This window comes from Vibrio clamense (assembly GCF_050337905.1).
GTDB classification, from domain to species: Bacteria; Pseudomonadota; Gammaproteobacteria; order Enterobacterales; family Vibrionaceae; genus Vibrio; species Vibrio cortegadensis.
This window is the reverse complement of sequence record NZ_JAKJTJ010000027.1, coordinates 124,265-145,183: the sequence shown is the minus strand read 5'-3', so window position 1 is coordinate 145,183 and position 20,919 is coordinate 124,265. Positions and strand designations below refer to the sequence as shown.

At 42.3% G+C, this 20,919-nt stretch carries 20 protein-coding genes and 1 pseudogene; 5 read left to right on the top strand and 16 right to left on the bottom strand.

The features are described 5' to 3' along the window. Window positions 1-177 precede the first annotated feature (177 nt). Window positions 178-681, top strand: a complete 504-nt coding sequence (locus L4C39_RS15765) for a prepilin-type N-terminal cleavage/methylation domain-containing protein (RefSeq protein WP_017052373.1) — start codon at window positions 178-180, stop codon at window positions 679-681. A gap of 188 nt (window positions 682-869) precedes the next feature. On the opposite strand, the gene L4C39_RS15760 is transcribed toward L4C39_RS15765, so the two are convergent. After that, on the bottom strand, window positions 870-2,105 hold the full coding sequence (locus L4C39_RS15760; protein WP_017052372.1) for a RidA family protein: 1,236 nt from the start codon (window positions 2,103-2,105) through the stop codon (window positions 870-872). 690 nt (window positions 2,106-2,795) lie between these two features. Next, complete coding sequence (gene ohrR, locus L4C39_RS15755; protein WP_113798692.1) at window positions 2,796-3,242, bottom strand: transcriptional regulator OhrR; 447 nt, start codon at window positions 3,240-3,242, stop codon at window positions 2,796-2,798. Between the two features lie 140 nt (window positions 3,243-3,382). On the opposite strand from ohrR, the gene ohr reads away from it, so the two are divergent. The 3 genes from ohr to L4C39_RS15740 all read left to right on the top strand — a co-directional run bounded on the left by ohr (window position 3,383) and on the right by L4C39_RS15740 (window position 5,740). Continuing rightward, window positions 3,383-3,805 (top strand): organic hydroperoxide reductase Ohr, encoded by a 423-nt coding sequence (gene ohr / locus L4C39_RS15750; protein ID WP_429746813.1) that lies wholly within the window; start codon window positions 3,383-3,385, stop codon window positions 3,803-3,805. A 96-nt stretch (window positions 3,806-3,901) separates the two neighbouring features. Continuing rightward, window positions 3,902-4,831 carry an NADP-dependent oxidoreductase gene (locus tag L4C39_RS15745; protein ID WP_113798690.1) on the top strand — a complete coding sequence of 310 codons (930 nt, stop codon included), beginning with the start codon at window positions 3,902-3,904 and terminating at the stop codon, window positions 4,829-4,831. A gap of 243 nt (window positions 4,832-5,074) precedes the next feature. After that, window positions 5,075-5,740 (top strand): SDR family NAD(P)-dependent oxidoreductase, encoded by a 666-nt coding sequence (locus L4C39_RS15740; RefSeq protein WP_429746811.1) that lies wholly within the window; start codon window positions 5,075-5,077, stop codon window positions 5,738-5,740. On the opposite strand, the gene L4C39_RS15735 is transcribed toward L4C39_RS15740, so the two are convergent. The 5 genes from L4C39_RS15735 to L4C39_RS15715 form a co-directional block, all read right to left on the bottom strand. After that, window positions 5,737-6,099, bottom strand: coding sequence for a ribosome recycling factor family protein (locus L4C39_RS15735; RefSeq protein ID WP_429746809.1), 363 nt, complete (start codon window positions 6,097-6,099; stop codon window positions 5,737-5,739). The genes L4C39_RS15740 and L4C39_RS15735 overlap by 4 nt on opposite strands. Window positions 6,100-6,239: 140 nt before the next feature. Next, complete coding sequence (locus tag L4C39_RS15730; RefSeq protein WP_429746807.1) at window positions 6,240-6,593, bottom strand: rhodanese-like domain-containing protein; 354 nt, start codon at window positions 6,591-6,593, stop codon at window positions 6,240-6,242. A gap of 337 nt (window positions 6,594-6,930) precedes the next feature. Further along, window positions 6,931-8,145 carry a quaternary amine ABC transporter ATP-binding protein gene (locus L4C39_RS15725; protein ID WP_261889994.1) on the bottom strand — a complete coding sequence of 405 codons (1,215 nt, stop codon included), beginning with the start codon at window positions 8,143-8,145 and terminating at the stop codon, window positions 6,931-6,933. After that, on the bottom strand, window positions 8,138-9,037 hold the full coding sequence (locus tag L4C39_RS15720) for an ABC transporter permease (protein ID WP_429746804.1): 900 nt from the start codon (window positions 9,035-9,037) through the stop codon (window positions 8,138-8,140). The genes L4C39_RS15725 and L4C39_RS15720 overlap by 8 nt, the downstream gene beginning before the upstream one ends. A gap of 97 nt (window positions 9,038-9,134) precedes the next feature. After that, window positions 9,135-10,124 carry an ABC transporter substrate-binding protein gene (locus L4C39_RS15715; RefSeq protein ID WP_429746802.1) on the bottom strand — a complete coding sequence of 330 codons (990 nt, stop codon included), beginning with the start codon at window positions 10,122-10,124 and terminating at the stop codon, window positions 9,135-9,137. A gap of 439 nt (window positions 10,125-10,563) precedes the next feature. Between L4C39_RS15715 and L4C39_RS15710 the strand changes: the two genes are divergently transcribed. Continuing rightward, window positions 10,564-12,471 carry a bifunctional metallophosphatase/5'-nucleotidase gene (locus L4C39_RS15710; protein WP_429746836.1) on the top strand — a complete coding sequence of 636 codons (1,908 nt, stop codon included), beginning with the start codon at window positions 10,564-10,566 and terminating at the stop codon, window positions 12,469-12,471. Window positions 12,472-12,586: 115 nt separating this feature from the next. On the opposite strand, the gene L4C39_RS15705 is transcribed toward L4C39_RS15710, so the two are convergent. From L4C39_RS15705 to L4C39_RS15665, 9 genes and pseudogenes are all read right to left on the bottom strand, one after another. After that, window positions 12,587-13,390: a LytR/AlgR family response regulator transcription factor gene (locus L4C39_RS15705; protein WP_371729808.1), complete on the bottom strand. Its 804-nt coding sequence runs from the start codon at window positions 13,388-13,390 to the stop codon at window positions 12,587-12,589. Window positions 13,391-13,444: 54 nt separating this feature from the next. Continuing rightward, a complete protein-coding gene (locus L4C39_RS15700; RefSeq protein ID WP_371712376.1) occupies window positions 13,445-14,497 on the bottom strand; it encodes a sensor histidine kinase in 1,053 nt (350 codons plus the stop codon). Continuing rightward, window positions 14,497-15,807 (bottom strand): hypothetical protein, encoded by a 1,311-nt coding sequence (locus L4C39_RS15695; RefSeq protein WP_429746834.1) that lies wholly within the window; start codon window positions 15,805-15,807, stop codon window positions 14,497-14,499. The genes L4C39_RS15700 and L4C39_RS15695 overlap by 1 nt, the downstream gene beginning before the upstream one ends. A 73-nt stretch (window positions 15,808-15,880) precedes the next feature. Then, window positions 15,881-16,654 (bottom strand): outer membrane lipoprotein-sorting protein, encoded by a 774-nt coding sequence (locus L4C39_RS15690; protein ID WP_429746799.1) that lies wholly within the window; start codon window positions 16,652-16,654, stop codon window positions 15,881-15,883. Beyond that, window positions 16,647-17,990 carry an ABC transporter permease gene (locus L4C39_RS15685; protein WP_429746797.1) on the bottom strand — a complete coding sequence of 448 codons (1,344 nt, stop codon included), beginning with the start codon at window positions 17,988-17,990 and terminating at the stop codon, window positions 16,647-16,649. The genes L4C39_RS15690 and L4C39_RS15685 overlap by 8 nt, the downstream gene beginning before the upstream one ends. Before the next feature lie 98 nt (window positions 17,991-18,088). Further along, window positions 18,089-18,745, bottom strand: a pseudogene (locus L4C39_RS15680) (ABC transporter ATP-binding protein); the annotation flags it as partial. A gap of 29 nt (window positions 18,746-18,774) precedes the next feature. Beyond that, window positions 18,775-19,434 carry a hypothetical protein gene (locus L4C39_RS15675; protein WP_429746832.1) on the bottom strand — a complete coding sequence of 220 codons (660 nt, stop codon included), beginning with the start codon at window positions 19,432-19,434 and terminating at the stop codon, window positions 18,775-18,777. Between the two features lie 336 nt (window positions 19,435-19,770). Next, window positions 19,771-20,487: a YebC/PmpR family DNA-binding transcriptional regulator gene (locus L4C39_RS15670; protein ID WP_113798670.1), complete on the bottom strand. Its 717-nt coding sequence runs from the start codon at window positions 20,485-20,487 to the stop codon at window positions 19,771-19,773. Between the two features lie 94 nt (window positions 20,488-20,581). Then, window positions 20,582-20,791: a DUF3283 family protein gene (locus L4C39_RS15665; protein ID WP_017053874.1), complete on the bottom strand. Its 210-nt coding sequence runs from the start codon at window positions 20,789-20,791 to the stop codon at window positions 20,582-20,584. Window positions 20,792-20,919: the final 128 nt, after the last annotated feature.

Below are 20,919 nucleotides of genomic sequence, written 5' to 3'. Positions count from 1 at the left end.
TGGGCTTTTTTATCAAACCCGGAACATTGAAGGAAAAATTAGATTTGAGATAAAACCAAAGTTGTTCATTCATCTCTTCAGGTTCTCTTTACAGCTGATATCAACCTATTCTCATTTGAATTAATGGTAGTATAGTGCTCATATATTCACCTTTCTTTGTATTTTAATGGAATAAACATGAAAACCAGAGGATTTACCCTTATTGAGTTAGTCGTCGTTATTGTCATTCTTGGTATTATTGCAGTCACAGCACTACCTCGATTTTTAAATATCCAAACCGATGCAAGAATCAGCACCATCCGTTCAATGCAAAGCAGCATGCAATATGCCAATGAGCAGGTTCATGCCAAAGCTTTGTTAGGCTATGTAAAAGTGAGAGATCCAAGTTCATCAAGCACTCGACTCACTTTTCTTGATCTCAACAAAGATGGGATTCAGCAAGAGCACCAAGGTGAGTGGGACTTAATCTATAACTACATAGACAATACACACATAGACGATGCAATCATTATTGACGGTAGCTTTTCAACCCAAGAAGAGGGGGCGGCTAACTTGTATGTAGGTTATGATAAGAGTAGCTCTGGGGATGTAAAAAGTGGTAATTGCTGGGTTTTATATACTCAAGCAACGGCTGGAAATAATGAATTACCAGAGTACCAGCGCGAGACTTCTGGATGTTAGTTCATTCCTATCGATCGAAAAAAGCCACAATAATAGTGGCTTTCAATAAAGCGTCATTTCTGTAACCAATCCCGTTAGCTAAAACAGTAGGATCACTGAAACGCCCCCTTCTTTCCATTTCGAATGCTACTGAACCGTAATTATGCTCATCACAATTTAATCACGATTCAGCCGTAATCGAATACAGATTATGCTTGTGGAGGCGTACCTTCACAGTTAGAAACAACAGCATCAATTTGTACTAGAGCATTCATTGGAATCGCTGAAACACCAACAACTGTTCTTGCAGGAAGGTCGCCTTTGAAGAACGTTGTGTAAACTTCATTTACAGCGTCGATATCTTCGATGTTTTGAAGTTGGATGTTAATTTTCACAGTGTCGTCCATTACATGGTCAACACTTTCAATGATTGCTTGAATGTTTTTCAGGCACTGTTCAGCTTGAGCTTTTACATCACCAGCAACGATTTCATTTGTTTTAGCGTCAACAGGTAATTGACCAGCAATATGATTGTAGTGAGAGAATGCAACAGTGTGCGAGTATGGTGCTGCTGGAGCATTGTCTGTATTGTTCGCTTCGATAACAAGAAGGCTTGTATCTTCAGGAAGTTGTGGTGGAGTTCCGTCGCCATGTGACACAGAAGTATCGATTTGAACCAATGCGCCCATAGGTAAAGCTGATGCATTAACAACAGTGCGTGCTGGAACGTAGCCTGGGAAGAATTTAGCACAAACTTCATTCACGATAGCAGCATCTTCGATATCTTTAAGGAAGATTGTTGTTTTAACGATATCACCCATCACGTGACCAATGCTTTCTAGGATTGCATTGATGTTGTTCAAACACTGCTCTGTTTGCTCTTTAACGCCACCAGCAACCAATGCGCCTGTTTTTGGATCAACAGGTAATTGTGCTGCTAGGTTGTTGTAGTGAGAGAATGCAGCCGTTTGAGAGTATAAACCCTTAGGTGCATTTTCAGTATTTCTTGATACTTTAATTAGCGCGCAAGGTGCTTGAGGCGTTGTGCCTTCACCGTTTGAGATAAGAGCATCAATCTGTACCAAAGCATCGCTCAGAGGTAATGCAGCGACTTCAACTGTTACACGAGTTGGAAGATCGCTTTGGAAGTAAGATGTGTAGATTTCATCGATAGCTTCAATATCTGCGATATTCTTAACAAAGATATTCAATTTTACTACGTCGTCCATTACGTGGTCGATACTTTCTACAATCGCTTTAATATTGTCTAAACACTGTTTTGCTTGATCTTTTACAGTGCCAACTACAATGTTACCTGTTTTTGGGTCTACAGGTAATTGAGCTGAAATATTATTATAATGAGAAAAAGCTACTGTTTGAGTAGATACAGAACTTTGTGGTGCATTTTCAGTGTTTCTTGAAAACTTAATGATATCGCCGCTCATTAGACATTTATCCTTTTTATAGAGTACAGAAATACGTCTTTATTTTTAATAGATCGTATTGGAATGAATGATTAAAGTGGCGCTATGTTAAGTAAAATTATCTAGGGGAAATGTGATAAATGTCCGAATATCATTTCACTAGAATGCCTAGAAATATGGCATAAATAGTCATTATTCGATTAATTATCCGTAGTTTCACTCATATTCGAGCTTTAATGTCAGTTTTCACTGTGAACGATTCGCTTATTGTGAATATAATCTCAGAGAGATAATGGCTTCTTCTTATGGTTTTTGTTCATTTTTGATAATTCGATCACGATAAATTCCATTTAATCCAAAATAACACTCAATTAATGCGTAGTTTATGTCGTTTTAAGTGAATAAATTCCCCAACGCGTCTAAAAATTATATTTATGTTAATAGAATTCATTCGTTAATTAAGTAATTATTCATGTCCATTATTATCAAAGTGTTGATTAATATTTATTAACTGGCTATTAAGTCGACATCTATATTTATTATTAGATGTGGAAGGAGATAATAGAAGAGTATAAGGATGTAAATATAACAATATATAAACATCAAACTATAAATAAGCCGAACATTTAACACATAGCGCTAAATCTCAGCACCTAATGAAACACATTAATCAGGGCAAGGTCGCCGCTCACCCCGATTCAACTTTTTCATTCATCCGCCAGTTAAGTTTGCTAACAGTTGCTCACAGTCCTTCTTCAGCTTAAGAAGATCATCAATATTCATTTTGGACATGCACAGCATTTCGCTAGGAACACTTTTAGCCTGCTCACGTAACTCCGCCCCCAAATCGGTCACTGATATCACTCGAACTCGCTCATCTTCCAAACTACGTGTTCGAGTGACGTAACCTTTCACTTCTAAACGTTTTAGCAGTGGCGTCAGTGTTCCTGAATCTAAATGTGTTTTATGGCCGAGCGCTTTAACATTCATCACTTGCTCTTCCCACAGCACCATCATCACTATGTATTGCAAGTATGTGAGATCTAGCGCTTTTAGAAGAGGTTGGTAAGCTCGCCCCATCGCGTTAGAAGCACTATATAAAGCGAAACAGACCTGATTATCCAAACTTAGGTACTCATCTTTTCCTTGCTCACTCATGTAATCACCAATAAAAATTAATTAATTGTGCGCAATATACTTGCGCACTTATATTATTTCAATTAGTATTAATGAAAATCAAGTTGCGCACAACCTAATTGTTAGCAATTAAAATGACTATCTATCATAGGACTCAAAACATGACAGCACTATACACAACTTCAGCAACAGCAATGGCAGGTCGCAGTGGTCAAGTAAGCACAGATGACAACATGCTTTCTCTAGCTCTTAGTTACCCAAAAGAGATGGGCGGATCTGGCGACGCGACGAATCCAGAGCAACTATTTGCAGCGGGCTACTCGGCATGTTTCTCAAATGCAATTTTACATGTTGCCCGTGAAACTAAGGTGGCGATCAAATCAGCACCAACAACGGCTACAGTAGGTATTGGTCCTAATGAAAACGGTGGCTTTGCGCTAACGGTTAGCTTATCTGTTGAGCTTGATCTTGACCAAGAGCAAGCAACCGCTTTAGTTCAAACCGCTCATCAAGTATGCCCTTACTCAAATGCAGTGCTTGGCAACATAGATGTTCAACTGACGGTTAACGGTTTCGCAATTTAGTCGACATTACCAAAGTACAAAATCAGATACGGGTGCTTTTCTTTGCATACCACTCGTATCAGTAGACTCACGAAAAAATGTTAAAGGGAATAATCTATGCGCGCAGTCCGAATTCACCAATATGGTGGCACTGAAACACTAAAGCTAGAGAACATTACTAAACCAAAAATCAATGATGATGACATTCTGATTGCCGTAAGATCAGCAGCGATTAACCCGGTGGACTGGAAAATCCGCGAGGGCTACTTGCAAGCATTCATTCCATATGAACTACCTGTAACGCTAGGTTGGGATGTCGCGGGTATTGTGGTGGAAGTCGGTTCGAAGGTCAGTGAATTTAATGTTGGTGATGAGGTATTCAGCCGCCCAAACATTGCTCGTGATGGTAGTTATGCTGACTATATTGCAGTAAAAGCAGACGAAGCAGTTTTAAAATCCCCTAAACTGAGTTTCTCAGAAGCCGCCGCTTTACCGTTAGCAGGGATCACGGCTTGGCAATGTCTTGTAGATGTTGCCAATGTGCAACCGGGTCAACGAGTTCTCATCCATGCTGGTGCTGGTGGTGTGGGTCACTTAGCCATTCAAATCGCAAAAGCAAAAGGCGCGACGGTGATTGCTACGGCTTCTGCTGCGAATCAAGATCTGCTAATAAACCTCGGAGCTGATCAAGCGGTTGATTACGCAAAATCATCGCTGAAAGAGCAAATTGAGCCCGTAGATATTGTTGTTGATACCATGGGTGGCGATGTTCAAAAGCACTCGTGGGAATTACTGAAAGAAAATGGCATTCTTGTTTCTGTGGTTGATCAACCTGATGAAGAGTTGGCACAGGCACATAATGCTCGCGCTGCCTTTGTCTTTATTGAGCCAAGCAGTCGCATATTAAAAGAGCTAAATAGCCTAGTTGAAGCCGATCTTCTTAAGCCTCTGATCGAGCATCACTTTACTCTTGAGACGATTGTTGATGCGCACTTGCAGAGCCAATCAGGCCGAACTCGCGGTAAGATAGTCATCGATATTAATTAGAGTCACATCTCTATTTTTTAATTGATTCAGATAAGAACTTGATGACCACTCCATCTCCCTATGCAGTATGCAATGGAGGATGGAGTGACGACCTTCCCTCATTTGTCCTTCTCTTATCTCTCCTCAAAACCCTAAATTCCTTCGATAATAAATTAAGAAATGTGAACTGCCACTCTCTTAATAGAAGAAAACGCTCCACTGACGCGATACATTAAACACTCTTTACATTACCTGAGATATTTCATGATTCTAATTACTGGAGCAAGTAGTGGGTTAGGCGCGGCACTGGCTAGTTTATATAGCGATGATAATGAGAAATTAATTCTAACAGGACGCAATCAACAACGATTAGAGCAGATAAGTGCACCACTAAACCCTCAGGTAACCACTCATGCGAGTGACTTATGTGATCCTCAAAGCGTTGCCGAGCTATTCGATACGATAGAAGAGGCTCCTGATACCGTGATCCATTGTGCTGGTAGTGGGTACTTTGGAAAGATTGAAGATCAAGAGCCAGCAGCAATCAAACAGATCCTTGATAACAATGTCACTTCGACCATTCTTTTTTTGCGAGAGTTAATTCAACGTTATCGTGATCATAAAGTTAATGTTGTCGTCGTTATGTCCACCGCCGCCCAAGCAGGAAAAGCGGGAGAGTCGACATATTGCGCGGCTAAGTGGGCTGTCCGTGGATTGATCGAATCGCTAAGGCTTGAGCTTAAAGATTGCCCAATGAAGATTATTGCCGTGTATCCAGGAGGTATGGCGACAAGCTTCTGGAAAACCAGTGGTAAAAATCTCAACACCTCAAGCTTCATGACCGCAACAGAAGCCGCATCCATGCTAAAACAAGCTTTAGTCGGTACTGAGCATGGTTACATCTCGGACATAACGATAAACCGAGGCTAGTCTAAATCTAAGCTTTCAAAAGCATCAATGGCTAAGCGAGCTTCAGAAATGGTACAGCCAGACACTGTCATTAACTGATTAAGCGTGATATTTGGGTTGCACTCTATTAACTCGGCAAGACAAATATCCCGTTTTGGCAGTGCCTTATCGATTGCTTGCTTCACCCATAAATAGTGCTCATCTGATAACTCATTTCGAACCTGGGTGAGCCGATGTTCTTTACCTAAAAGAGTCCAGTGGCGAGAGCGTCTGATCCGTTTTAAGCTACAGTCTAAATTTGATACGAGATCAGAAAACCATAATTTATCATGGACTCGATGCACGAAACTGTTCAGCGGGACGCTAATTTCGCTCTCCAAAACGGACCTCTCATATTCGTAATCGTATCTATTTGCAACGCTTATTCATTACCGCTCTGGTTTACACCTGAACAATCACTAACTCGTCCAGGAAATACACACTATGTTCTTTCCTTTACACCAATAGTGATTATTTAATGTTAAGGTTTCGCTGCTAGCATTTCATTGAGTCCACCACCATTATGCAAATTGGTAAAGCCAGCAGCTTGTAAGTGTGCTTCTGCTTGCCCTGAACGATTACCGCTACGACAGTAAAGCACGATTAATTGATCTTTATCGATGTGGGCAAAAGATGAATTAATGGTATTTAGTGGGTAATTCACCGCAGCATCAAGATGACGAACATTAAACTCTTGAGGTGTTCGAACATCTACCAACAAGGCTCCATCGCCAATTAATGCCCATGCAGAATCTGCACGCTCAGATGCAATACTGGCGCTTGTGGTAAACAAAATCGCACACAATGTCATTAAGCTAGCTAAAAGTCTCTTCATAAGCCTCGACGCTCCTTCAGCAAGTACAGGTAATTATTGGTGTTGTTTCTCGAACACCAACTATAACGTTAACCATGATTGAAATATATCAGGCAGATTAAATACTGTTGCAATAGAAAGTGATAACGGCTGAAATTCGGAAGGTGAGGATGGGAAGTGATCATCAAGGTTTGTCACCTAAAAGCGCTCAATATTGTTAAGAGTACGATCAAATAGGGCGAGTTGTGCTTTCAAACTGACTATCGCAGTAAAAGTTCAACACGCCCTAGTGGCCAAGTAAATTAAAATGAATACCTACATTCAGTAATCAGTTCATCAATTTATCAATTTATCAATGCTATGACGCTTTCTCGACATCAGGTACAGGTTCACTCGTTTCAGAAAAGATATCAGCAACGGCACTGCGCTCCAACTCACCTTTTAAATTACCCTCTTCATCAACCACTGGTAACGAGTAGTCGCATGACATCGTATCTGGCAAGATCTCTTCAATAACGGCATCAGGTAATACAGCCGGAACTTCTTCATACATCTCATCGCTAAAATCATGTACTGTCACATCTTCAACAGCATCTTGTAAGCTCTCTTGAGTGACCAAGCCTTGATAGCCTTCATCGGTAACATGATAACCATAATCATGCTTCGATTTTTTCATTTCACTTAACGCACCTTCAATGGTTTCAGCAGTAATACGCAACGCAGGTGGCTGCATCACCGTTTCAACCGTCAACGCTCGCGCTCGGTTGACATCTTTTACAAACGCCTCAACGTAATCATCAGCTGGATTAAGAAGAATTTCATGTGGAGTACCTTGTTGTACCAATACGCCATCTTTCAAAATTGCAATGCGATCACCAAGTCGTAAGGCTTCATCTAAATCATGGGTAATGAAAACAATAGTTTTATGCAGCTTCTCTTGTAGTTCAATCAATTGATCTTGCATTTCACTACGGATCAAAGGGTCGAGAGCCGAGAAAGCTTCATCCATCAATAAGATTTCAGCATCAGTACAAAGTGCACGAGATAGACCAACACGTTGCTGTTGCCCACCAGAAAGCTGCGATGGATATTGTTGTTCATACCCTTTCAAGCCTGTTGTTTCTAGCCACTCTTCTGCTTTTGCTAAACGTTCACTTTTATTAATGCCTTGAATCTCTAAACCATAGGCAACATTTTCAATCACCGTACGATGTGGCATCAACCCAAATCGTTGAAACACCATCGACATTTTATGGCGTCGAAACTCTTCCAGCTCTTTCGTATTCAGGCTCATGACATCAATGCCTTCAACGATAATTTTCCCTTCAGTGGGATCAATCAATCGGTTGAAATGGCGAATCAAGGTTGATTTACCCGAACCCGATAACCCCATGATAACGAAGATCTCACCTTTTTCGATTTCAAGATTAATATCTTTCAGGCCAACGGTATGACCCGTATCGGCAAGGATTGTATCTTTGCTTTCCCCATGTTTAATACGGTTCATGACAGATAAAGGTTTCGGCCCAAAAACTTTAGATAAGCCACTGATTTCAATTAAAGGTTTAGTCATGTTTAAGATCTCCCAAATGGGCATTGGTACGTTTTGCGTATGCTTGCGATGCTCGATCAAACAAGATGGCCAGTGCCACTATCGCGAAACCATTGAGTAATCCCAAAGTAAAATACTGGTTGGTAATTGATTTTAGTACTGGTTGACCCAAGCCTTTAACACCAATCATTGAAGCGATAACGACCATAGAGAGCGCCATCATAATGGTTTGGTTAATACCAGCCATAATGGTTGGCATTGCAAGTGGCAACTGAACGCCCCACAAGCGCTGTTTCTGACTAGCCCCAAATGCAGTAGCCGCTTCTAACACTTCTTTATCAACCAAGCGAATACCAAGGTTGGTCAAACGAATAACTGGAGGAATCGCGTAAATAACCACAGCGATCAAACCCGGAATTTTACCGATACCTAACAGCATCACCACTGGGATCAAATATACGAAGGCGGGCATGGTCTGCATCACATCAAGCATCGGAGTAACGATTGATTGAGCGCGGTTAGAACGAGCCATCGCAATTCCAATAGGAATACCGAGCAAAATTGAGACCAGTGTACATACGGTGATAATGCTCAAGGTTCTCATCGTATCTTCCCACATGCCAAAATATCCAATCAGCAGTAGAGAGCCTACACAGCCAAGCGCAAGTTTCCATGAACGACTTGCCGCATAGACCAACCCGGTACAAATGGCTAAAACGATAAACCAAGGTGTCGAAAGCAGGAGTTTTTCAAACCAAACAAGAAAAGTGAGGAGCGGATCGAATAGTGACTCGATGAATTCACCGTACTCACGAGAAAATTCACGATAACCACCATCCAGTGTTTTTTTGATTGTTCTTAGAGTAGAACGATCCATTTCTGGAAAGCTAGTGAACCAATTATTATCAGACATGTTATATCCTTTTATACCGGAGCCACGATTGGCTCCGGCTTACTACTAAAACGGTACTTCCTGTAACGCTGCTAAAATGATTCTTTAAACCAGTAAGCTATAACGCACTTTCAATTTTCTTCGCCACATCGGCAGGTACCCATGCATGCCAAATTTCAGGTGACTCGGTTAAAAAGTGTTGCATCGCTTCCACACCATCGGCTTGGTTGTCTTCCATCCATGCAAGAAGTTCATTCATTTTTGCATTGGTAAAACCACGTTTAGAAAAATAGTCGTAAGCTGCTGGAGAACGTGAAGCGAATGCTTCGGTTGTAATGGTATGAACAGGAGAAGGCGGATACATTGTGACGGTTGGTGTCTCACAGTCTTCTTTCGTCACGCAGTTAGTAAAAGCATCTACATCGACACCGCTACCAAAATCAATTTTAACCATGTCGTACTTACCTAATACCGCAGTTGGTGCCCAGTAGTAACCAAACCACGCTTCTTCACGTCCGTACGCTTTCGCAATGGAACCAGATAAACCAGCACTAGAACCAGGGTCAACAATCGTGAAACCGGCTTTTTCTAGGTTCAGAGCTTCAAACAAGTTTCCAGAGCTAATCTGACAGTTCCAACCAGCGGGACAAGTATAGAATGCAGAAGTATCTGGATCTTCTGGGTGCTTAAATAGTTTGGCATGTTTACGTACCCCTTCAATGGTTGCCATTTCAGGGTATTTATCTACCAAGTAAGCTGGGACCCAAAAGCCCTCTTCACCACCATCGACAAGCGCCGAACCAGCGAATCTAAGTCTCTTCTCTGCGACACCCTTATCCAGAGCATCTTTCATTGAGTTACTCCAAAACTCAGGAGCAACATCAGGTTGACCTTTTTCGATCATTGATGTGCCTGTTGGCATCGTATCACCAGGGATCAATTCAGCATCACACCCGTATCCGTGTTCTAAAATAAACTGGTCAACATTGGCAATTAAACTAGCAGAACTCCAGTTCATATCAGCAATCGTTACGCTTCCACATTCACTTGCTTGTGCGCCACTCGCCGCTGACATTAATAGCAACATTGCACTTAGTTTGTATTTCATTTTGAGGCATCCTTTCTCTTAATAACATATATAGGGTAACTGAATAAGTCATTACTACTCAAACCATTTTTTATTACTAGTGCAATTTAAGACCTGTAAAAACAGTCTAACCCTTGATACAGAAAAAATGCAAACTACTGATTTAAAACAAGTAAAGTTGATGAGATATATTCACAAAAATCCATTAACAATTTCGTAAACGACAAAAAATACTTAGAGTTCGATGTAATTCTCAGGTGAATTTTATCCACTAAATTGTAATTAGGTTAATTAATAAACGAGTATTCAATATCTGTTTTGTTTGCGATTACTCTCACAAACTTGCAATGAAAGACATCCCGTTGCATAAAAAAAGAGACCACCGTCGACTCAATTATCTTTAATTAGAATTATCATTTGCCAACTCTAATTCCGATAAAAATAAGCAGTGATCCCTATGATTAAAAAACACTTTTTAGCGTCAGCCATTCTCCTTTCTCTTGCAGGCCAAACTTTTGCAGCCGATGGCGATATGGTCGATGTCACCATTTTAGGTACTTCTGATATTCACGGACACTTCATGCCGTGGGACTATGCCGCAGATAAACAAAACATGCGTGGCAGCTTGAGCCAAATTGCAACCAAAGTGAAAGCGATTCGTAACGACCAAGATAATGTCATTCTTGTTGATGCTGGCGACACTATCCAAGGCAACTTTGTGGAGACATTTAAAGATGAACCCGTCGATCCTATGATGCTTGGCTTTAATGAAATGGATTATGACGTCTGGGTGTTAGGTAATCATGAATTCGATTTCGGCTTAAAAGTTTTCAACCGATCTCTTTCTCAATTTGAAGGTACAGCACTTGCAGGAAATATTGAGCGAGCTGATGGTAACCCGTTCTTACCTTCTTATAAAATCATCGAAAAACAAGGTATTAAAATTGGCGTTATCGGTATGGATACTCCGATGACTCAGGTGTTTGCAGAAGGAACGAACCGACTTGAAGGTATGACGTTCACCAATCCTTCATTGGAAGTAAAAAAAGTCATCAAACAGATTGATGAACAAGTCGATGCGATTGTTCTCGTTGCCCACATGGGCTTAGACAATGAGAACAATATTGAAGCAACAGGCGTCCGTGATATTGCCAATGCTAATCCGGAACTCGATGCGATTGTGGCTGGACACATGCATACGCGCATTGATAAAGAAGTAGTGAATGGCGTAATCGTAACGGAACCAGATAAATATGGTCGTGCGCTTTCAAGAATTGACCTTCAGTTTGAAGAGAAAGGCGGCCAATATACGCTCGTCAATAAAGACAGCTTCACCTATAAGATAAAAGGGATTGAATCAGATCCTAAAATGGAATCTCTGTACTCTCCTTATCACAAGCGTTTACGTGAGAATGCAAATCGTGTTGTCGCACAGCTAACAGGAGTTGATCTTGTTCCTGAAAATGAAATCAAAGGCATTCCTCAAGTTCACATTCAAGACACTGGCGTTAGTGCTCTCTTCCAAGAAGCCAGTATGTACTATGCGCCAAAAGCAAATGTCATCGCACTTCAAATCGACAATGATCGTGCAGAGTTAGATGTAGGTGCAATTAAAGCGAAAGATATCGCTTACAACTATCAATATGCTGGTGGCGAGATCACAGTTTACGAAATGACGGGCAAAGCACTCAAAACCTACATGGAGTGGTCAGCAGGGTATTTCAATAGCGTAAAAGAAGGCGATATCACTTATAGTTTTAATCCAAAGCGACGCGCTTCCAAATACTCGACCAATGATTTTTTTGCTGGAGTGACTTACACCATTGACCTTACTCAACCGGCAGGCAAGCGAATTACTGATCTTAAATTCTCAGATGGCAATATGATTACTGAGGCGACTCCAATTCGTCTTGGGATGAACAGCTATCGCATGGGGCACCTAACCAAGTCTGGTGGTGTATTAGAAGGCCAAAAATTCCCAGTTATCTTTGACACTGAAGTCGAATACGGTGAAGACGAAGGCACTATCCGTAATTTAACGATCCGTTACCTAACTGAAGTTAAAAACGGCCAGTACCAAGGTAAGCCAATGAAACGCTGGTCACTGAGTGGTTTAAACGGTTTTGAGCAACAGCGCGAAGTGGTAAAAGCATTGATTAATGATGGCACTATTTCAGTTCCAACCAGTGATGATGGCCGCTACACAAACATCTCATCGATTAATGTGAAAGATAAGCTTTTCGCTACTTCAGGTGAGTTGGACCAATATCTGACTCAGATGAAACAGAAGCTATCAAACGCTGAATCAGAGAGTGAAAAACTGAACATTCAACGTGATATTGCTATAGCAAGCGCACTGAATAAGTAACTATTCTTTCGCTTTAATGGTTTAGACGCCTCTTTTAGTCATATAGAAGAGGCGCTTTCATTTCTGATACCTGTCGAGGAGCAAACGTTAAATGTCGATATGAAAATATCGCCAGTCACATCCCTTTAAATAACCCTTGAGATGCGCGACTGACCGGAAGTTTTTTTCCAGCAATAACCACATTCATTCTGCCTGCTAAATCTTTTTTCACTTTATCAATCGCAGCAACATTCACGACTGTCGAGCGGTGAATTTGCCAAAACTGATGAGGATCTAACTGTTGTAATAGCTCTTTTAAGGAAGTTCGAATAATGAACTCTTGGCATTGTTGATCCGCTTCTCGCTTGAACACAGAAACGTACTTATCTTCTGCTTTGAAATACAACACATCAGAGATTGAGATCAGATGTAAATCATCTCCCGCGTTCGCTTTAATCCACGTTAGATATTCAGGCACTGCCGGGGTTGAAAGTTGCTGTAATTGAGTCATCAAAGCGGAGAGATCGGAATTATCGGCTGGTGGCTCTTTTGCCGATTGAATCTCCGACAAACGTGACTTTAGTTTTTCACAGGTGGCGATCAGTCTTGATTCTGATAAAGGCTTGAGTAGGTAATCCACGGCACACTGTTCAAAAGCTTTAACCGCATATTCATCATAAGCGGTAACAAACACCACCAGCGGGGACTGAGGCATCTTCTGAAGTTTTTCGGCAAGCGCAATGCCATCAAGCTCTGGCATACGAATATCAAGGAAAACCACATCAGGTTGATGATCCTCTATCTGACGCCATGCCTCTCTACCATTTTCAGCACTGGCAACAATATTCAGTTCAGGCCACGTTTCAGCAAGTGTCTTATTTAAGTGATGCCTAAGCAAAGCTTCATCATCAGCAATAATCGCGGTATAAAATTGTGGCATGTTTGCTTTTTCCTTAGCAACCGAATGGTGTGATTGGGTAATTAAAAGTGTGGGCTAACCATCTAACTTATCACAGGGAAGTACTAATATTGCGCTCACGCCTCCTGAGCTTTGTTCTTTTACACTCATTGAAGCTTGTTCTCCAAATAAGGTCGTAATACGCTGACGAATATTGTCTAGACCTACCCCACTACCCGAGGTCTTCAGATTAGGATTGAACCCTGCCCCGTTGTCACTCACAGTAATCATTATCTGATCATCAGATTGACGGATCTCAAGCGCGATATTTCCCCCTTGCGCCAGAGGCTCAATACCATGAGTTAATGCATTTTCCACTAGAGGCTGGATTAGAAGTGGAGGTAAGGATCGGCTTACATCTACGGTTTCTGTTTGAATAGAAAACGTTAAACGTTGCCCTAGCCTAACTTGTTGAATCTCTAAATACGCTTGTACCAATGCCACTTCTTGCTCGATAGTCGTCTGCTGGTGGCGAGTGCTATTGAGCGTAGCGCGGAGCAACTCTGTCAGTTTTTGCAGCATCAATTTAGCTTTATCGCTGTCCGTTTCAATTAAGACACTAATGGTTGCTAATGTATTAAACAAAAAGTGCGGTTCAATCTGGCTTTGTAACTGCTTTAGCTGGCTGATCACTAATGCTTTTTCTTGTTCTGACTGTTTCCTTTTCATCGCTTCGAGTTCGCGCTCAGCAACCAACTGCTGTTCTTTGGTGTAAAAATAATAAAAACAGACGATGGTGAAAATGAAACCTAAAAATACAACGGGTCTCAACTGAGCAAGTCCAGTTTCTGAGCCGATGACATCCTGAATCCAGTACTGAGCATTCCAAGTACCAAAAAGCATAGAAAAACCCAGAGAGCAGATCACTTCGATGCGACGAGGTAATGCAGGGAAAACAACATCAATAAACTTAGCTGAAAAAATGGCACTATAGCCAAAGCCACAACTGATCATCAAGTGCTGATAAATTAAGCCTCCCCATACCGATTGAGTTGCAAACGCTATCACGACACAAAATAGTGTTGTGAATAGTGCCGTTCTTAGCCATGTTTGGCCACTTGATTCTCTATCCACTTTAGCGTTGATCATTAAAATCGTCCTTTTAGATTAAGTAGAATCATATGTTTATCTGGCAAGTTAGCGTAAGCAGAACTCGACTTTCCATTTAAGAAGCGTGCTGCAAGTTCCAAATCAACCGATGCCTCCCCCGTATCCATCAAACCAACGTTCAACCATTGTGTGGCGATAAAACCCGTATCTTGCGGAGAATAAAGTAGATCAAATGTAGGAGTCACATCTTGCAACCAGTTATAACCTTGGCTCCACTCCCACTGTGACCACGCCGAAGAATCAAGTGTCCAGTGAAACATGACATTGTGCTGGACCAAATTCGCCTGTTGATACGCTTGGGTATAAGAGGCACTAATTGGCGCGGTTAAAGGACTCTGATTCAGTATGTTTGCTTTATTCATTGCCTTTTGCCAATCAGAATGACTCCATGCTCGACTATCGTACCAATATTCCAAAACAACACTATTGCCGACCTCATTTGCCCAAGTCAACCCCACTAAGGCTTGCACGGCTTCCCCTTGTTGATCCAAATATACTGACTGAGTCAATGATTCAGGTTGGCTGTACCCTAAACTATCACGCTGATAAACCAGCGAACCGTGAAACTCCCAAGCCAAACTGAGTACCGATACAACACTAGCCCCCAGCAAGCCGTGACGAACATCATCATAATACGCGAGCCACTGATACTCGGTTTCATCCAACATCGCGTATCGACGGACCCCAACGCCTTGCTGCTGCGATTGACGCTCAATATCATTGGTTGGTTGAGAAGACCAAGATGAATCGGTATATAACAGAGTCCATTCACCTGTCGCATCGAACAAAGAGACAGAAGCGACTCCCGTGCCCTCTTCAGCGACAATACCAACCGGGTTTCGACGGTAAGGTTTGAACACATCAAGTGGCCGATAACCGTAGCCAACCCCCCAATCGAGACGAATTTTCCCAAGCGTGATATCTGCGTACTGTTCACTCAGCCCAATAGAATCTAATGAGAGTTCACCTTGCCAAAATAGCTCTCGCACCACGAACTCAGCGTCAATATCATTGGTTTCGATTCTTGAATCATTCGAGTGGGCATAAATATCCGTTGCCTTGATTGCAAATAACCCCAACCATTGCTGGTACGTCGCTTCAACATCTAGCATGGCATTGAGGCTTTGATGCTTACCTGTCTGTACAGCTGTCGATAGCGTATCTTGGTGATCAATAAGTCCCTGTAAAAAAATGGAATCCCGAGACTGAACGCTTTCAGCACTCACTTGCCAATCCCAATCAAAGTTAAGCTCTGAATCGTTAGCACTCACCCCTGAACTGAACAGCATCAAAGCACAGGTTAAATTTCGCCCTAATAGATAAAAACATGAATTCAAGTCCCTACTCCTTACACTTAATTCGCTATAGATCCGATACACTATTACGAGATAAATAGGCGGGGTTGTAATACTTATCATCAAGGCTCTGAACTGAGATATCTTGGTACTCAATGACCGTTTTTTTACTCGGTTGGATCTTATCGAGTAAGGTCATCGCGACCACGCTGGTTAACCCATCACGTAACCCTTTCTTAAACCATGCTTGCTTCGCCATTTTTCCCGATCTCAAGTACAGATCAGCCTTGATTGGAAAATCACGTTCCGCGCTTAACCAAAGAGTAATCACTTGATAGCTTGCCCCTTTAGTGATGGCGGTAAGTTTGAGTTGGTGTGCGCTCACTTCTTGTCCTGAACCTGTTTTTATTTGCTCTGCATTGACCCACTCACCTTGATAATCTTCACTCCACGTTAGCGTAGAAATATCTCCGACAGAGGCTTCTCCAAGCAATTTTTGCATGGGTGTAATCCGAATTGGGCGACGACTTTTCGGCATGAGAAGCCAGTAATTGTCCTCTTTCATCAGCATTTTTTGCCCCGCTTCTACTGGCGATTTAAATACCACCAGAGACTCTCGGTTTGGTCGCGTATAGACATTGTACTGGCGAGTACTATCAAGCTCGTCATGTTTATAAAGGCTGACAAAAGAGATCACTTTAGACGCGCCAGGCTGAATTCGATACTGATCAGCATTCGCGATCATAGTCGTGACAGCTTGCTTGTCTGGCGTTGACGCTGCCAGTGCATGTCCAGAAATCAGTAGCGTACTCATCAGTAGTACAGATGAATAATTAAACATAAGTTAACGCCTCCGTGATAGGTTTATTGACTCCTTTTCTTGCTGACAAAAATGCCGCAATAATACAAATGGCCATCACCCCTACGGTTGCCATCAGCACAAGTTCATAGGAGAAGTAAATATTCAGTGGGTAGCCTTCCGTTCTTCCCGGTGGTGGCGGCATTTGAACATCGACCACCAGCAAAATAACACTCACTGCGGCCGTTGATATTGCGCCAACCACACTGCCGATTAAGGCCAGTAATCCCGCCTCGCGTAAAAAACCACGCACAATTTCTGATGGGTAACTTCCTAGAGCCGAAAGCGTACCTATTTCACGGGTTCTTTCGGTTACGGACATGGTCATGGTGTTGAACAGTGCAACAAAAACGACTAACGCCATCACCGCTCCCATGATCCCAAAAATACGGTCATAAAGATCTTTCACTTTCTTATAGAAAAAAGCGCGATCTTGCCAAGGGGTGATCTCAAGTTCTTGACTCAAAGCGATGTCTCCTTGCTCCTGAGATCTCTCTTTTAAGTTATTTAATTGAGCATCTAAACGTGCTTGTACGGCTGCTGTTTGAGAAGTTTCAAATAAGAACACAGACAGAGTGCTGACCTTTTCTGATGCTAAAAGCTCTTGCGCACTCGTAATATGCACATACAACTGGCGCTTATCGAGATCAGGCACGCCAGTAGAGTAGACACCACGGACTTTAAAATCGAACGCATTCAACGCCCCATCGCTGGTGGTCGCGAGCAGTGTTACCCAATCCCCAATCGACACTTTTAAATTACGCGCTAAATCAACACCAAGCATCACTTCAGGTTCTGCTGCATCATAACGACTCGAATTCACATCAGAGAGCGTGCTTCCCTCTCTCATATCCAAAAACGGCCCTTTCATATCAAACTCACGCTCGTTCACGCCGGTTCCCATAAAGATGGTCGACTTGGTGCCATTCGAGACTAAGCCACTAAAATAGACCCGAGGTTGAACACCGCGAACCGCTTCATCGCCGATGATATGTCTGATTAAGGCTTGCGTATTCTCCAAGCCATTACTCAATGGCATCTCTTCATCTTGTTCAAAATAACCCGGTAGACTCAAGGTTAAATGACCTGTGTCTCTCGCGGTAGATTCTTGCAAAGATTCGTAGGTATACAAACCAAAGCCACCAGCACTAGTAAGAGCAAACACAGCAATCGCGATGATCAACACGGATAAAAGGCTACGACGACTATTCCTGCGTAAATTGAGCCATGCAAGTCTTAAAGAGGTAGGGAGTAATTTGATCCTCTTCGGAGCAACATTAATGGTTTTTGTCCGTTCAGAATCCGTTGATTGACTCATAACATCCCCTCCATTACATTCACTTGATGTTGATCTAACTGACGCTCGACGCTCTGAGCGTTCAATGATTGGTGACTCATCAGTGATGACTCTCCATGATTAATCCTTCCATCCAGCAATTCAATACTTCTATCGCAGCGTTGCGCCATACGAGGATCATGAGTAGCGACAATGAATGTGGTGCCCATTTCATGGCATAAGGTCTTCATAATATCGATGATCAAATTCGCGGTTTGGCTATCTAAGCTTGCTGTCGGTTCATCGGCGATCACTAAAGCAGGTTTATGAACCAATGCGCGGGCAATCGCCACTCGCTGCTGCTGCCCTCCAGATAAGTTATCTGGACGATGGTGGATGAATTCCCCAAGCCCTACCTTTTCTAACATCAACTTCGCCTGTTCATCTTGCTGTAGCTTATTCACACCATTCAGATGCAAGGGATAAGCGACATTTTCCAACGCTGTCATTACGGGTATTAAGTTGAATTTTTGAAAGACAAAACCGAAATTATGACGGCGGATCTTGGCGGCGGCTAAACGCTCTTTCGGGTAATCGATCCCGTTTAGAGAGAGCTCTCCTTGGTATTCCATATCCAGCAAACCTAGGATATTCAGCAGCGTGCTCTTGCCTGATCCAGATGGTCCACACAGTGCAACCATCTCACCTTGCTCAATGAGCCCATCAACGCATTGCAATGCCGGAACTGACTGCCTGCCTAGTTGGTACTTTTTCGCAATTTGATTAAATTGAATCATAGTTAACTCCCAATATATGCCAATGACCCTTAACCACGACTTTGACCGACGAGTGCTCTTGCAGTCTCAGTTTCTAAATTCTGAGGATCCTTAGACTCCATCAGTGCCATCCACTTTTGTGCTTGATCCAGATCATTTGCTCTTAATGATGCTTGAATCGCATAACGATAGATCCATGCCGTTGCCGCAAAAGGTTGTTGCTCAAATTGAGGCTCCATCAGTAGTGCTAAATAAAGATCGTAACCGCGTTCAAAATGATTAAACATGTCTGGTAAAGAGGAGTAAGTAACCGCTGCCATTGCGCGAGTCAGATAGCTCTCAGGAATCCCCTGAATACGTTCTTGCTGCACAAGAGGGATAAGTTGACTATCGAGTAAGGTAAGTCCCTTATTTATCGTTGCGAGCCCTTTCTCAACGTATTTCATTTTATTCCAAGGTAAGAATGCATCCCGTCCTTGTAATGTTTCAGTGCTGCCTAAATAGACCAAATTGAGTGGTGTCGCGCCTTGCTGTTTAATCAGCGAGTTCAGTTGCTGGTGTACTTGCTCAACTTTTTCTTCATCCCCTTGTGCTGCTTGGTTATATAAGTTGATTAATTCCGCTGGTGGGTTCGCCTTCGCAAGGTTACTTCCTAACAATACGAAGCAACTTGCACCAATAACGGCTGCTGTCAGTATTCGGCGAGCCATATTTCTAAATGGTGAAAAAATTGAAGATGATAAATTGATGTGATTGGCCATGATTGCAGTCCCTTTCAAATATTGATGTTGAAAGGTTACCGACAAAAATGGAATGCCGCAGTACAGTGCGACGAATGGCAATAAATGAGGATGAACGGATTGTACTAAGCGCGAATGGGATTCTAGGGAAGTAAATACGCCCCACCCTTTATATTACCCCTGATGGCTCTGCCACATATGCAGCTTGACGATCTCAACGAAGGTATTCAGACAGAAGCATGATCAAGGTGAAAGTGAAACACAAAAAAGCCGAGCAAATTGCTCGGCTAAAATAGAGATGCGTTATTACAGCTCAGCGTTATGGTAAACCTGCTGAACGTCATCACAGTCGTCTAGCATGTCTAAGAATTTTTGGAACTTCTCAGAATCTTCTTCAGCAACCGGCGCTGTAGTTTGAGGAACGAAAGTGATTTCCTCAACATCTAGTGTTAGGTCTGGAAACGCAGTGTTTAGTGCTGTCTTCGTTTTGAAGAACTCAGTCGTTGGAGCGAATACAGTGATCACACCGTCTTCTAGCTCAACGTCTGTTACGTCTACATCTTCCATCATTAGCGTTTCTAGGATGATCTCATCATCTTCACCAGCAAACTGGAATACAGCTTGGTGAGCGAACATGTGAGAAACAGTACCTTCAACACCGATTTTCGCACCCGTCTTAACGAAACATTGGCGAACATCTTGGAAAGTACGGTTACCGTTGTCTGTTAGGCAGTCAACGATTACGCTTGTGCCACCAGGGCCGAAACCTTCGTAACGAGCTGGCTGGAAGTCTTCACCACCACCACCGTTCGCTTTATCGATCGCTTTGTCGATAACGTGTGCTGGAACTTGGTCTTTCTTCGCTTTTGCGATTAGGTGCTTAAGAGGTAGGTTCATGTCCGGGTCAGAACTGCCATTCTTAGCCAGTACGTAAATCTCTTTACCGTATTTAGAATAAACTTTAATTTTTGCGCCTGCAGTTTTCGCCATTGAGGCCTTGCGCACTTCAAAACTTCTTCCCATCGGGATCTTCTCTCTGATTCAATTTAACAGGGCAGATTCTAGCAAAAAGTTAGATCATTAAATTCCAACTAATGCAGAAGAAAAAGCGTTTCGCTTATGCGACGCCCATTACTCGCTTGTATTTGTCAACAGACTGCGCAAACCATACTTTTTCTTGCTCATCGACAATTTTGTTGGCTTGCTCGGTGATTGCTTCAGGACCCGCTTTAGCTTGTTTTAATTTCCAAACTAAAAACGATGCCTGTTTATCCAGCTCGATCTTATTTTTCTCATCGGGAGGAAGCAATGACAGGTTAATCGACATAGGCAGCCCATTCAGTAATACATTTGGGCTGGAAATATAACATAGAGCAATTAAGATTTCAGAGTAGAAAATACGATTAACAGCAAGAAAACCGCACCTTTTCCACTTCTTTTTATTCTAATCGCACT